16 protein-coding genes and 1 tRNA gene are annotated in these 12,494 nt (G+C 38.1%); 12 read left to right on the forward strand and 5 right to left on the reverse strand.

Features of this window, described 5'->3' with window-relative positions; translation table 11 throughout:
• Window positions 1–40: 40 nt before the first annotated feature.
• Window positions 41–850 carry a substrate-binding periplasmic protein gene (locus tag I6F45_RS09225; protein ID WP_166376400.1) on the forward strand — a complete coding sequence of 270 codons (810 nt, stop codon included), beginning with the start codon at window positions 41–43 and terminating at the stop codon, window positions 848–850.
• Between the two features lie 53 nt (window positions 851–903).
• On the opposite strand, the gene suhB is transcribed toward I6F45_RS09225, so the two are convergent.
• Window positions 904–1,707: an inositol-1-monophosphatase gene (gene suhB, locus I6F45_RS09230; RefSeq protein WP_002957826.1), complete on the reverse strand. Its 804-nt coding sequence runs from the start codon at window positions 1,705–1,707 to the stop codon at window positions 904–906.
• A 276-nt stretch (window positions 1,708–1,983) separates the two neighbouring features.
• Here suhB and I6F45_RS09235 point away from each other — a divergent pair, with 276 nt between their 5' ends.
• A complete protein-coding gene (locus tag I6F45_RS09235) occupies window positions 1,984–2,400 on the forward strand; it encodes a VOC family protein (RefSeq protein ID WP_165741552.1) in 417 nt (138 codons plus the stop codon).
• Between the two features lie 38 nt (window positions 2,401–2,438).
• On the opposite strand, the gene I6F45_RS09240 is transcribed toward I6F45_RS09235, so the two are convergent.
• On the reverse strand, window positions 2,439–3,107 hold the full coding sequence (locus tag I6F45_RS09240; RefSeq protein ID WP_007586484.1) for a LiaF domain-containing protein: 669 nt from the start codon (window positions 3,105–3,107) through the stop codon (window positions 2,439–2,441).
• 328 nt (window positions 3,108–3,435) lie between these two features.
• Here I6F45_RS09240 and I6F45_RS09245 point away from each other — a divergent pair, with 328 nt between their 5' ends.
• From I6F45_RS09245 to I6F45_RS09260, 4 genes are all read left to right on the forward strand, one after another.
• The gene (locus I6F45_RS09245) at window positions 3,436–4,002 is read left to right on the forward strand and encodes a BON domain-containing protein (protein ID WP_197160286.1); all 567 of its coding nucleotides are present in this window, start codon (window positions 3,436–3,438) and stop codon (window positions 4,000–4,002) included.
• A gap of 72 nt (window positions 4,003–4,074) precedes the next feature.
• Complete coding sequence (locus I6F45_RS09250; RefSeq protein ID WP_002957822.1) at window positions 4,075–4,233, forward strand: YqaE/Pmp3 family membrane protein; 159 nt, start codon at window positions 4,075–4,077, stop codon at window positions 4,231–4,233.
• 374 nt (window positions 4,234–4,607) lie between these two features.
• Entirely contained in the window at window positions 4,608–5,114 is a 507-nt protein-coding gene (locus I6F45_RS09255) for a hypothetical protein (RefSeq protein ID WP_010553379.1), read from the forward strand.
• Window positions 5,115–5,360: 246 nt separating this feature from the next.
• Window positions 5,361–5,437, forward strand: a tRNA-Ile gene (locus tag I6F45_RS09260).
• 319 nt (window positions 5,438–5,756) lie between these two features.
• Here I6F45_RS09260 and I6F45_RS09265 read toward each other — a convergent pair.
• Complete coding sequence (locus I6F45_RS09265) at window positions 5,757–6,086, reverse strand: 5-carboxymethyl-2-hydroxymuconate Delta-isomerase (protein WP_197160287.1); 330 nt, start codon at window positions 6,084–6,086, stop codon at window positions 5,757–5,759.
• Between the two features lie 209 nt (window positions 6,087–6,295).
• Here I6F45_RS09265 and I6F45_RS09270 point away from each other — a divergent pair, with 209 nt between their 5' ends.
• The 6 genes from I6F45_RS09270 to I6F45_RS09295 all read left to right on the forward strand — a co-directional run bounded on the left by I6F45_RS09270 (window position 6,296) and on the right by I6F45_RS09295 (window position 11,364).
• Window positions 6,296–6,781, forward strand: a complete 486-nt coding sequence (locus I6F45_RS09270; RefSeq protein WP_197160289.1) for a CreA family protein — start codon at window positions 6,296–6,298, stop codon at window positions 6,779–6,781.
• A 47-nt stretch (window positions 6,782–6,828) separates the two neighbouring features.
• Entirely contained in the window at window positions 6,829–7,602 is a 774-nt protein-coding gene (locus I6F45_RS09275; RefSeq protein WP_197160291.1) for a hypothetical protein, read from the forward strand.
• 11 nt (window positions 7,603–7,613) lie between these two features.
• Complete coding sequence (locus I6F45_RS09280) at window positions 7,614–8,240, forward strand: LysE family translocator (protein ID WP_197160294.1); 627 nt, start codon at window positions 7,614–7,616, stop codon at window positions 8,238–8,240.
• Between the two features lie 32 nt (window positions 8,241–8,272).
• Entirely contained in the window at window positions 8,273–8,767 is a 495-nt protein-coding gene (locus I6F45_RS09285) for a gamma-glutamylcyclotransferase family protein (RefSeq protein WP_197160296.1), read from the forward strand.
• Between the two features lie 15 nt (window positions 8,768–8,782).
• The gene (locus I6F45_RS09290; RefSeq protein ID WP_197160298.1) at window positions 8,783–10,324 is read left to right on the forward strand and encodes a serine hydrolase; all 1,542 of its coding nucleotides are present in this window, start codon (window positions 8,783–8,785) and stop codon (window positions 10,322–10,324) included.
• Window positions 10,325–10,446: 122 nt separating this feature from the next.
• Window positions 10,447–11,364: a histone deacetylase family protein gene (locus I6F45_RS09295; protein WP_197160299.1), complete on the forward strand. Its 918-nt coding sequence runs from the start codon at window positions 10,447–10,449 to the stop codon at window positions 11,362–11,364.
• 8 nt (window positions 11,365–11,372) lie between these two features.
• Here I6F45_RS09295 and I6F45_RS09300 read toward each other — a convergent pair whose 3' ends face one another.
• Complete coding sequence (locus tag I6F45_RS09300) at window positions 11,373–11,666, reverse strand: DUF4144 family protein (protein WP_197160300.1); 294 nt, start codon at window positions 11,664–11,666, stop codon at window positions 11,373–11,375.
• A 7-nt stretch (window positions 11,667–11,673) separates the two neighbouring features.
• The gene (locus tag I6F45_RS09305) at window positions 11,674–12,483 is read right to left on the reverse strand and encodes a DUF2797 domain-containing protein (protein ID WP_197160301.1); all 810 of its coding nucleotides are present in this window, start codon (window positions 12,481–12,483) and stop codon (window positions 11,674–11,676) included.
• Between the last annotated feature and the right edge of the window lie 11 nt (window positions 12,484–12,494).

Genomic DNA, 12,494 nt, shown 5'->3' on the forward strand with positions numbered 1-12,494 from the left:
CAGCCAATAATAGGTAATTTAAACAAAGCAGGTAATTATTATGTTACCAATAAAAGTTTCTATCAGTGTATTTAGTTTGTTTGTAAGTTTTTCACTTATGGCGCAAGAGCAAATAATTAATGTTGCTCAAAAGCAAGATACCCAAAACGCACGAGAAGAATACCTCAATGAGTTATTAGTACGTGCACTTGAAAGTGTTAACTACTCCGGTGTTATCCGAATGACCCCCATATCAGAACTGCAAAAGCGTAAGTTAATAAACCTAGATGATAACGAATTAGATATGTATTGGAGTATGAGCAGTCCAGAGCGAGAGGCGCTTGCTTTGGCGATAAAAATACCACTATTTAAAGGCTATATAGGTAAGCGAGCTTTATTAACTAATAAGCAAAACTTGGCGCGCTTTAAAAAGGTAAAAAATATTGAGCAGCTAGCTACGTTTTCGGCTGTACAAGGGCACAACTGGCCAGATACAAGAATAATGTCCTATAACGGATTACATGTAAGACCGCTTACTAACTACCAAGCCATGTTCACTTTAACGAGCCGTGGACGAATAGATTACTTTCCTCGTTCGTTTATTGAGGTTAACTCTGAGCTTGTTGAAAACAAACAAAGTAATTTAGTAATCGTGCCTAATTTATACATAAGTTATCCAACCGGTATTTATTACTTTGTGACTAAGAGTAAACCTGAATTAGCAAAGGCTGTTGAAGAGGGATTAATAGTGATGCAGGAAAGCGGTGAATTTGACGCATTATTTAATGAATACTTCGCAAAGGATTTAAATACACTACCTTATACAAAAGGCAAAACGATAGAGATTAAGCTCGATAACCCTTATTTTTAGGCACAAAAAAAGGAGCCTGAGCTCCTTTTTAGCATGCTATTAATAGCATCAAATTAGCGAAGTAACGACTCAGTTAATACTGGACGAATTTCACGAATAATTGCTTGAGTCAATTTTGGTGAACCACAGATAATATTGCCGCTGTGGTTATAGTTATTACCACCAGCGAAATCTACAACCATACCGCCCGCTTCTTTAACCATAAGTTCGCCTGCAGCAGAGTTCCAAGGTTTTAAACCAATTTCAAAAAATCCATCAACACGACCAGCTGCAACGTATGCCATATCTAAAGCAGAACAACCTGCACGGCGAATGTCTGCAGTGTGTACAAACAATGCTTTAAACGCTTCAGTGTATGCATCCATGTGGTTTTTGTTTTTGAAAGGGAAACCAGTAGCAAGTACAGTGCCTGCAAGAACCGTAGTTTTGCTAACACGTAGACGTTTGCTGTTTAACTGAGTGCCTTGACCGCGAGATGCAGTGAAAAGCTCACCACGAATTGGATCATAAATAACAGCTTGGTCTAAACGACCTTTAACTTTAAGTGCGATAGAAACCGCGTAATGAGGGATACCTTTGATGAAGTTAGTTGTTCCATCGATAGGATCTACAATCCATTGGTAATCATCATCCTTGCCTTTATGCTCACCTAATTCTTCACCAACAATAGAGTGAGTAGGGTAAGACTGTAAAATAGTGTCACGAATTACGGCTTCGGCTTCTTTATCAATGTTAGTTACTAAGTCGTTAGCGCCTTTTTGTTGCACTTCAACTTTTGATAAATCTTCACTTGCGCGAAGTAAAATTTTGCCTGCGTTGCGCGCAGCGCGAACCGCAATGTTTAACATTGGATGCATGGTATTACCTTTGGGTTGTAAAAGAACGTTTATATATTTTAGCCGGCGTATTTTAGCGACTTTTGACATAAAGTAAACAATAAACCCCAAATACTTATGTTTGTTTTTTATACAAGATTGAAAAGTGTCTATATTTTTAAAAAATAATAATGAGCAATTAATAAGTCACTATGTTCCTTTGTGTGTTAATTAAATTGAATTAATTTTAAATAACGCTTTACCTAAAGTTAGCTTGAGGTTTTATCGTGCCCCTAACTTAATTGATAGGACAACATTATGTATTTAGAGCACGTAAACTTAGTCGCGAGTGATATAAATAGTATGCTTAAATTTTACCAAGCTGTATTTCCGCATTGGTCAGTCAGAAGTGAGGGCAGAGGCGATTGGCATGGAAAACCAAGACGCTGGGTACACTTTGGAGATGACACGCATTACATTGCGATAAGCAGTCATGGTGAGGGTGAAAACAGAAACTTATCGGGCCATCAAATTGGTTTTGCACACTTTGCTTATGTAACTAATAATTTAAGCGCAGTAGTAATGCGCTTAAATAAAGTGGGTTTTACAGTAAGCAAGCAAGGTAGCGAGAATCCTTTCAGAAAGAATGTCTACTTTATTGATCCTGCAGGGTTTGAAGTTGAGTTTGTAGAGTATTTAAGTGATATACCAAGCGAGCGAAATAACGATTTATAATAAAATACTAAGCAGCACGCTAAAGTGCTGCTACTCAATTATAGTGAGCGGTTATTATTACCCGTGCCAAACTGGGTTTTTAGCTCATTTGCAAAGCTCATAAATTTTTCTTTAATTGTGCGCTTTATTTTTACTTCAACCGATCCCATAACTGCCTTTCCTTCAATATGAATAGTAGGACCTTGGCGTTTGTTAAGTGATACCGATTTATTTTCAAGGCTACTTAAAATACAAAACATTTTAGACACTACATTTACATGCTCTGGTACGTAAATCTCATCGCTACCAAAAATACAGTTAACGTGAATAGTTACATTTTGATGCGCAAAAATGGCATCAGTAAAATCAAGTACCACCGATCCCATAAAGTTACTTAAATATATATTTTTTGGGACAACCCACTGACCGCTTCGTTCGTTAGAGCCTAAAATACTGCGTAATGTAAAATCATCATCACTGTTTTGCTGTGCACTATAATGTGGTTTAAATTGCGATTGTTTTTCTGCTTTATATTGCTGATCGGTATTAAGTGTTAAGTCTTCTACTAAGGCTAAAAGAGCGTCGTTATTAGGTGCATCCATCGCGCTATCGAGTCGTCTCTCAAATGCATCAACAGAAATAACCCCATGACTGTAATTATAAATTAATTGGTCAATTACTTGTTCGCGTACTTGCTCTATTGGGCGGTCTTCAACTTTTACAGACATGGGGCATTCCTTATTGTATTTACTATTGATACTGCTCTTGATGTTTGTATGCAAAGCACGCACCAAATATAATCACCCTAATTATCAGTAGGTTAATTTATAATGATGTTTTTTATTTTGTTATATTAACGATAGATTAACCAAAAATGCAATTATCTAGCTATTTTCACTATTTGAGAAATTTTTACCGAGTAGCCTGTAAATAGTTACACAACTATAGATAATGCCTCACTCCAAAGTAAACTCAACCTATTGAAATTTAAGTATAAATAAACTTGGCCTAAAGATCGCATAAGTTAAAGTGTCTTTAATCAAAAGGAGAAAGATTATGAAAACATTTAACAAATCTATTATCGCAGCTTTAGTTCTTGGTACTACGGCTATGGGTGCCCAAGCAAACAGCTGGGAAAACGAAAGTAAAGATGCTTGGATTGATGGTAAGGCAGAAACAGTTCTTCTTATGAACACTAACCTAAACAACTTTGACATTAACACTGATGTAAAAAATGGCAAGGTAGTACTTACAGGTAAAGTTAATAGCGAGCTTGATAAAGAGCTAGCAGAAGAACTTGTACTTAGCCTAGATGGCGTATCTGATGTTGAAAACAGCCTTACTGTTGTTAAAAGCATGGATACCAAAGATAAAAGCAAAGACATGATGGACGATGATGATAACGACCTAACGGATGCTAAAATCACCACTGTAATTACAACTCGCTTCCTGTTTGACTCAGAAGTAGGTGGTACAGACATTGATGTTGATACCGACAAAGGTATAGTAACTTTGAACGGGACTGTAGGGTCTGAAGCTGAAAAACAGTTAGCAGTTAAAATTGCCAAAAATGCTGAAGATGTTCGTGACGTAGTTGATAACTTAACTATTGTCGCTGAATAATACAGTATAGTTAAGGCCCAGTAATGCTGGGCTTTAAGTCTTTTTAATGCTTAATTTAAATGGAGTTTAGTCATGGATATTATTCGTATAATACTTTCGGTTTTACTACCGCCGCTAGGTGTATTTTTGCAAGTTGGCTTAGGTATGCACTTTTGGTTAAATATTTTATTAACACTGCTAGGTTATTTCCCAGGGTTAATACATGCAATCTACATTATTGCGAAAAAATAATGACAGATTATATATTGTGTAAGCCGACTACTGAGGTTTAGCTAAATACTTCAGTACCGATCGGCTCACAATATTAGTTTTTAAAGTAAATATTTTTTATCAAAATCTAATTTTTAATTTACTCAAACTAAGTGATTTATTTCTTGTAACTCGCTCCCAAAATTCCCTCAGCCAAACCATTGTTTACTTCAATTAAGCTTTCTAACTAACCGCAGTGTTCTGATTCTGTATTGATGCCAGTTAGGAAATCTTTAACATTAGTTTGTTTATATATCTACAATACGCGATTAATTACTCTATTATTTAGTGACAATATTACCATCACTTCTAGTGTTATCATTACACCAAACTTTTACGCATATTGAGGTAGCTAATTGAATATTCGACTTATACTGTCAGGCGTTGTGTCATTCGTTTTTTATTTTAGCTGGGCCTACTGGGCGAACAGTTCGGCAGATATTGCTAAATCGGTCACGCTTCAAGCTGCATTAGTACAAGGTTTGTATAGTGGATTTGTAACGCTGTTTTTTACTTTTATTTTAGAAAAGGTCGTCAACAAGTATAAGTCTAGTTATGTAACGCTTGCGTTCGTAACTCCAATTATTTGTATGTTTCATTCTAAAACACCACAAAACGTAGCAATACGACAAAGCTTCAATAATGCAATTAACTCTAGCGCCTCGTATTTAGGTAACAAAAAAATAGCAGGTGTACTTTTTGCGCCTATTATTCCGATTACTGTTCAATCGAGCTTAGTGATTATGGTGAATGTAATTAATCAGACACCTAATTTGGCACTTACAGTAGCCCCAAGCATATTTTTTACAGCCTTGTATGCCTACACATATATGTTAGCTTTACTTAAAAAAGTAGAGCGTTAAATACAAAAGACTACATGTAGGAGGAAGGTTTTTATAATTTAATGCAGTGAATATCATGGGAAATATCTTACATTTTATGTTTATATCCGCATAAAAGATTACTATTTAAGCAGTTAGCTTACTGATTGTTAAAATAAAGGTGTTTGGTAGTGACAAGCACCTAAAAAGTTTTTATACTGCAACCCGCTTTAGTCGCTCTGTGACTGAACGCTTCAAAAATTAGCTGCCTAGCAGTTATATAAAGTTGGCCCCTTAGCTCAGTTGGTTAGAGCACACGACTCATAATCGTTAGGTCCCCAGTTCGAGTCTGGGAGGGGCCACCACTTTTACAAACTTCCCAAGTAATACCTAATCAAATTATTCAAAGCTACATGAACTTAATATCGTGTTATTTATTATTCTTTAGTTACCCCTAATAATAAAAAGTAATCTAAATAAAGTTAATCCATAGATTAAGCTAAGCTTTCTTAAATTAGAAAGAGTGCAAATACATTATTAAATTTCAGCGTTAGATCAGATGCTATGTATGCTCCGCGCTATAAATGACAGTGAGCAGCATCTAATTTAAGAATACAAAAAAGCCCCAATCGGGGCTTTATGTTATTAGTGTTTACTTTTATTGCTCAAAACTACAAGAGTTAACTAATTTTTACGGTATATCTCATGCTCAATATCGTAAATATTTACACTTAAGCTATCTGAATCACGGCAATATGTTTTTAAGCACGAAAGTAGTAGTTCGCTTAGCATTTGCTTTTGCTCAATTGAGCGCCCAGCCAATATATGTACCGCAATATGTATAAACCCTGATTTTCCTGCGCCTAGTTGATATTGCTGATAAGCAATTGCGCGCGTTTTTATGGTTTCTAACTCAAACAAATCGCTTTCAAAGGCGGTGTTGTGAATTTTTTCTACGAGAACTTGTGGTAATACAGGGAGATCTTCTGAGTGTTCAATAATAATATGCGGCATTACAGCGTTTCCTATTATGAGTTACTACTTGCGACGAGAGCCTTATTGTACCAAATACGTCGATACTCGCTAACCCCTCACGGCATTAAAATGTTTACTTTAAACTAATTTAGTCGTATTTATTTTTGATGTTAGTATAAAAACAAAGAGGTGAACCTTCGCTTAGTAACTTAGCTACTAAGTTACCTATATATTGATTAAGGATAAGTATGAAATTACCACAAAAATTTAAACGTTTAGCGTTACTTGCAGGTGCAGTTGTTACGTTAAGTGCTTGCTCTGATGATGTTGCGTCGGTAAGCCTTGGGTTATTTACAACAAAAGATGTTGTGGTTAATTCGCAGCAAGATCCAATCCTCGAAGGCGTTACTTGTCATATTAGTCATATAGAGGCTAATTTGGACTTTTCAGATCCCTCTGATATGTCTATAGCATGTCGTCAAACGGGGCCTATTACAGCGCAGCAGCTACAAAAAATAGACCGCAGTAAATCAGGTGAAGTGATATTTAAATCATCTAAAAGTATATTATTTAAGTCACTAAAAGTGCGACGTATTTACGATGCTGAAAACCGTACCTTATTGTATTTATCGTATTCAACTAAAGAATCTAGTGGTAGTCATCATCACGCGCTATCAACGGTGCCGCTGTACAATACTCAAGCGTGGGACTGGGCACTTGCACAAAAAGACTAAACTAGCACCTAAAGTAACACTTAAACTGAAACCTAAAAGAGCACACTATGTTAGCTTTATTTAAATCGGCACCTTTATTGGAAGATCAAGAACAGCAATGGCTTATTGATACATTTATTTGGGCTGTAGAAAATTTTGAGGCTGAATTTTTTACTAAGCACACCCAAATAATACTGCCAACAGCCACGTTTTTTCCTGATTCAGTGTCGAGCATTGAGGAAATGGCGAGTAATGTTTTTACCCGCGTTACTAATTACGCGGGTATGAACGCATGGCCTATTCAGTTAGTTGCACCTCAGCAATTACAACCGCAGGTTTTTCCGCATTTTGAATTTAGTGAAAAAATACGTGGCGAAGGTAGTCATTTAATTGTGCCGCCAAGCCATACGATTAATATTTCTTTTAATCCAAATCAGATTAATCAACCACAAGATTTAGTAGCAAGTTATGCAGGTACACTGGCAACCATACTTATTCATCATGTTGGTGTATTACCACCTGGAGGTAAAGATTATTTACCACAAGCTGCCGATGCGCTTGCCTGCTTTTTAGGGTTTGGTGTAATGATGAGCAACACGGTGTATCAGTTTAAAGGCGGTTGTGGCTCTTGTTATAACCCATATGCGAATCGCGAAGCTAAGTTAAGTGAAACACATACGGTATTTATGCATGCTCTTATTAGTTACTTTAAAAATGATAAAGACTCTAAAAAGCACCTAAAGCCGCATTTGCGCGGTCAGTTTAAAAAAGCGCAAAAAGAAATTAAAGCATTGGTAAATAACTCGGCTAACCCGCTGTTATTAGCTTATTCGCCAAACTAGCAAGGATCTGCGTGGAATACTTAGACGAATTTTTACTGATTGTTATTGCTCATTTTTTTGCAGTAGCAAGCCCAGGCCCTGACTTTGCCGTAGTACTTAAGCAAAGTGTGCAACAAGGTAGACGCAATGCTCTGTGGACAAGCGCCGGTGTTGGCGCTGCTATTTTACTGCACGTTGCCTATTGTGTTTTAGGTGTTGCGCTTATTTTAACGCAGTCACCTAGTTTATTTATGGCGCTTAAATATGTTGCTGGTGCGTATTTAGCTTATTTAGGTGTGCAAGCGCTTAGAGCGGCAAAACCACCAACAAGTAATCAAGACAATATAGAAACAAAAACGGTAGCCGAAGAGCCTGTTTGGTTGGCCTTTAGACGCGGCTTTTTAACCAATGCGCTTAATCCCAAAGCCACGCTGTTTTTTATGTCGTTATTTACACTCGTGATTAGCCCAACAACACCTACGAGTATTCAGGTTGCTTATGGTGTTTATATGGCATTGGCTACGTGGGCGTGGTTTTCAATGTTATCGTTAGTGCTTTGTAAACCGAGTGTGCGCGGCTTTTTTCAAAAAAGTGGTTACTGGTTTGATAGAGGTATAGGTGTAATTTTAATTGCTTTGGCTATTCGCGTTGTTATTTAAGTTATATTTTTAATTAGAAAGTAGGAGATAACATGCCGTTATATAATTTTTCGTTTGGATCTAATATGTCATCTAATCGTTTGCTAGCGCGCTTACCCAATGTAAAGCGTGTAGGAACGGCGGTACTTAAAGGTTATGAGCTTACTTTTGATATGCTATTTAAAGATGGCTCAGGTAAATGCAGTATTTGCCCAAGCGATAAAGAAGGCGCGCTGGTTTACGGCGTTATTTATGAGCTCAATGAAGATGAAAAAGCTATTTTAGATGGCATTGAGGGCGTGGGTTACGATTGCGTAGATATAACCCCAACGCTTTTAAGCGGTGAGACTCTAACCGCACATTGTTATATAGCTAATACCCACGATAGCGATGTACTCCCATACGATTGGTACATAAAACACGTTCATCGCGGATCACTTGAAGCGGGCGTACCAAAAGAATACAGTGATGCCATATTAAATCGCGCACAAAAAAGCGATACCAATCAAGAACGCGCAGCCATTGAGTTTGCAGTTCATCAAAAATAATAAAATAGGATTGATATGAAATTAACCAAACTTGCCGCAATTGCATTATTAGCTAGCACTACGTTTAGTAGCTGGGCACAAGTCGATACCAACAAAATTGACGACGTTATTAAAGCGTCAATGGCACGTTTTGACGTACCCGGTATGGCAGTCGCCATTGTTGAAAACGATAAAGTGATATTTGCTAAAGGTTTTGGTGTAACTAATCTCGATACCAACAAAAAAGTAAACAAAGACACCTTGTTTGGTATTGCGTCAAACACCAAGGCGTTTACAACAGCAGCGCTAGCCAAGTTGGTTGATGAAGGTAAATTAAGCTGGGATGACCGCGTAATTGATCATTTGCCAGAGTTTAGATTATACGACTCATACGTAACACGCGAAATGCGTATTCGTGATTTATTAAGTCACCGCAGTGGGCTTGGGCTTGGGCAAGGCGATTTAATGATTTGGCCAAGTACCGATAAATCAGTTGATGAAATTTTAGCGGGATTACAGTATTTAAAACCAGCGAGCAGTTTTCGTAGTAAGTATGCTTATAACAACTTGATGTTTGTTACCGCTGGTGAGGTGGTTGCGCGCGTATCGGGTATGAGCTGGAACGATTATATCGAAAAAAACATATTACAGCCGCTGCACATGGATAACTCACGCGCGGGATTTTCACGTATTCCAAAAAGTAATAAAAACTGGGCTACAGGTCACATCCCTATGGATGGCAAGCTTCATCCATTTTTTGTTAATTACTTAGAAGATTTTAGAGGCGCAGGTGCAATTGCTTCAAGTGTAAGTGATATGAGCCAATGGCTTCGTACGCAGTTAGCGGGCGGAAAAATGCCAAGTGGTGAGCAACTCTTTAGCGAAAAGCAACAAGCGCAAATGTGGCACCCACATATTACGTCTATGGCGTCTAAAAGTGCGTTTGAGTCGTATCATCAGCAGTTTAGAGGTTATGGATTAGGTTGGAGTATTGAAGACTACCACGGCTTTAAAAAGTTAGGTCACGGTGGTGGTATTTTAGGAATGGTATCGCAAGTTACTTTATTGCCAGAGAAAAAGCTCGGTATTGTTATTTTATCTAATCAACAAGCTTTTGGTGCGCTTTCGGCAGTAACCCATGAGGTACTTGAAGATGCACTTGAGCTTGAAGATAAAGACTGGGTAGAGGATTTAGCTAAAAGTCATTTTGAAGGCAAACAACACGCGTACGCTAATGCAAAACCAGAAGCACCGGCTGACTACCAACCACAATTACCAAACATTAATTACACCGGTACATTGCACGATGATTGGTACGGCGATGTAATAATAGAGCAGCTTGATAGTAAATTGCATATTGATTTTACGCATACCAAGCGCTTAAAAGGCACGCTTGAACATTACACCGGTAATACATTTATAGTTAAGTGGGATGAAAAGCTACTTGAAGCAGATGCGTTTATTCGTTTTGAAATGAGCTCACAAAACCGTGTAAATAGCGCTAAAATGCGTGCAGTATCAACGCAAGTTACCGACTTTAGCTTTGACTTTAGAAACCTACATTTAAAAGCAAAATAGCTAATATTATCGATATTTAAAGTATAGATACTTTAAATATCGATATAAACCAAAGTCGCAAAGCCACCCGTCGGTGGCTTTGTTATATTAAACACTCAATTTACTTTGGCTAGGAGCATTTTATGCGTACTGCAGTTATTTCACACCCTCATTGCCGTAAACATAAAATGATAGATGACCATCCCGAGTGCCCAGAGCGCCTAGATGCAATTACCGACCGATTACTTGCAAGTGGTGTAGATGTTGGCTTAACACACCTACAAGCGCCTAAGGCTGAACGTGAACACTATTTATTAGCCCATGATGAAGCGCTCATTAAACACGTAGAAAACACGCTACCAACCGAAGGACTCGCTAATTTAGACGGCGATACGTGGTTGTGCCCCGACTCGTTTAAAGCGATTGAGCGTGCAGTAGGTGCTGGGTTATTAGCGGTTGATGAAATACTTGCCGACAAACTCGATGCTGCTTTTTGCTCAGTACGCCCGCCAGGGCATCACGCTAATAAAGATTCATCATCTGGGTTTTGTGTGTTTAATAACTTAGCTATTGCCGTTAAGTACGCTCAAAGCAAAGGGGTTAAGCGCATTGCGATTGCTGACTTTGATGTACACCATGGGAATGGCACACAAGACATTTTTATTGATGACGAAAATGTACTGCTTTGTTCGTTATTTCAGTATCCGTTTTACCCAAATACAGCGGTTAAAAATAATAGCCATATAGTTAATTCTCCTTTGCCAATTGCCAGCAATGGCGATGATTTAAAAGAGGTGTTTACTCAGCAATGGTTACCAAAATTAAAAGCGTTTAAGCCTGAGTTATTGTTTATAAGTGCAGGGTTTGATGCCCACCTAGAGGACGACATGGCAAGCTTAAAGTTTGTTGAAGATGATTATATTTGGCTTACCGAACAACTTTGTGGTGTTGTTAAAGAGGGCGGTTGCAAAGGTGTTATTTCGTATTTAGAAGGTGGCTATGCGCTATCAGCGTTGGGTCGAAGTGCTGTAGCGCATATAAAAGTGCTTACTGAGCTTTAAAGAGGGTTTTATAACCCTAGTAAATCAAACGCCTGGGTTGTGCTTAGGGTTTTAATTTTACCAAGGCAACATTGTCCTTCATTTAATAAGTAAGCTGTAACAAGCTGTGCTAGCTGCTCGCCATTCAATTCAGGGCAAACAGTGCCTTGTAAATTAAGGAAGTCACCTTGCTTATTAAGTACTCGCACATTGCCTAGCTCACTTTGCATAACGCTGTGTAAGCACTCTTGTTGCTCTTGTTGGTTATGGGCTATTTCAAGCTCATTATAAATAACCAATAACTGTGGGTAGCTGTTTAACATAGCCCAGTTAGCCTACGGTTACTTCGTAAGACGTAAATTTACGAATATTAATAACGCCTTTTTCAAAGATTAAGTACTGACCTTTAATACCTTGTAAAACACCACTTACAACAGGGTCTTTATCAAAGTTAAATGAGCTGATTTTTGTTGGATACTCGGTTACCGGAAAGTTTAAATCAACTACATCTTCATCAAGTTGTTCTATTGCTGTTGCGCCAAATAACTCACTTAACTCGTTTAGCTTTTCACTAATTTGTGGGATCAGTTCGGCTGCAGCTGCTTTTAAGTCAATTGCTTCGTTTTGACCTTTTAGCATATTGCGCCAGTTAGTTTTGTCGGCAATAAACTCAGCCAATGCAACTTCCACTAAACCTGATTGCAGGCGAGTTTGTACTTTAAAAATAGGCAATGCTTGAGTAGCACCCTGATCAACCCAACGAGTCGGTATTTGCGTATGGCGAGTAATGCCCACTTTTAACCCTGAGGTATTAGCGAGATATACATAGTGTGGGATCATGCAGTTTGCTTCGCCCCACTGTGGCTCTCTACAGGTGCCTTGGTCGTAGTGACAAGTTTCTGGTTTCATAATACACATATCGCAACTAGCGAGCTTGCGCATACATACAAAACAGTGACCTTGAGAATAGCTTTTTTTAGTTTTTTTACCGCAGTTAGAGCATAAAATAGTGCCGCTAAAGGTAAGTGTAAGTTCTCTACCTATAAATGCATTTAAGTCTACTAGGTGTTCACCTACAGGTAAGTGATATTGTACTGGCTCGGTTAAGCTCGATTTTAGTTTACGCAGTGTGCCTTGCATCTTTACTTGGC

It is taken from the genome of Pseudoalteromonas sp. SWYJZ19, from assembly GCF_015864375.1.
Lineage (GTDB): Bacteria > Pseudomonadota > Gammaproteobacteria > Enterobacterales > Alteromonadaceae > Pseudoalteromonas > Pseudoalteromonas arctica.

What these genes read in the sequence shown, in the direction of transcription:
- I6F45_RS09225 (WP_166376400.1), top strand. Translation starts at nt 41, where the DNA reads ATGTTACCAATAAAAGTTTCTATCAGTGTATTTAGTTTGTTTGTAAGT.
- suhB (WP_002957826.1), bottom strand. Translation starts at nt 1,707, where the DNA reads ATGCATCCAATGTTAAACATTGCGGTTCGCGCTGCGCGCAACGCAGGC.
- I6F45_RS09235 (WP_165741552.1), top strand. Translation starts at nt 1,984, where the DNA reads ATGTATTTAGAGCACGTAAACTTAGTCGCGAGTGATATAAATAGTATG.
- I6F45_RS09240 (WP_007586484.1), bottom strand. Translation starts at nt 3,107, where the DNA reads ATGTCTGTAAAAGTTGAAGACCGCCCAATAGAGCAAGTACGCGAACAA.
- I6F45_RS09245 (WP_197160286.1), top strand. Translation starts at nt 3,436, where the DNA reads ATGAAAACATTTAACAAATCTATTATCGCAGCTTTAGTTCTTGGTACT.
- I6F45_RS09250 (WP_002957822.1), top strand. Translation starts at nt 4,075, where the DNA reads ATGGATATTATTCGTATAATACTTTCGGTTTTACTACCGCCGCTAGGT.
- I6F45_RS09265 (WP_197160287.1), bottom strand. Translation starts at nt 6,086, where the DNA reads ATGCCGCATATTATTATTGAACACTCAGAAGATCTCCCTGTATTACCA.
- I6F45_RS09270 (WP_197160289.1), top strand. Translation starts at nt 6,296, where the DNA reads ATGAAATTACCACAAAAATTTAAACGTTTAGCGTTACTTGCAGGTGCA.
- I6F45_RS09275 (WP_197160291.1), top strand. Translation starts at nt 6,829, where the DNA reads ATGTTAGCTTTATTTAAATCGGCACCTTTATTGGAAGATCAAGAACAG.
- I6F45_RS09285 (WP_197160296.1), top strand. Translation starts at nt 8,273, where the DNA reads ATGCCGTTATATAATTTTTCGTTTGGATCTAATATGTCATCTAATCGT.
- I6F45_RS09290 (WP_197160298.1), top strand. Translation starts at nt 8,783, where the DNA reads ATGAAATTAACCAAACTTGCCGCAATTGCATTATTAGCTAGCACTACG.
- I6F45_RS09295 (WP_197160299.1), top strand. Translation starts at nt 10,447, where the DNA reads ATGCGTACTGCAGTTATTTCACACCCTCATTGCCGTAAACATAAAATG.
- I6F45_RS09300 (WP_197160300.1), bottom strand. Translation starts at nt 11,666, where the DNA reads ATGTTAAACAGCTACCCACAGTTATTGGTTATTTATAATGAGCTTGAA.
- I6F45_RS09305 (WP_197160301.1), bottom strand. Translation starts at nt 12,483, where the DNA reads ATGCAAGGCACACTGCGTAAACTAAAATCGAGCTTAACCGAGCCAGTA.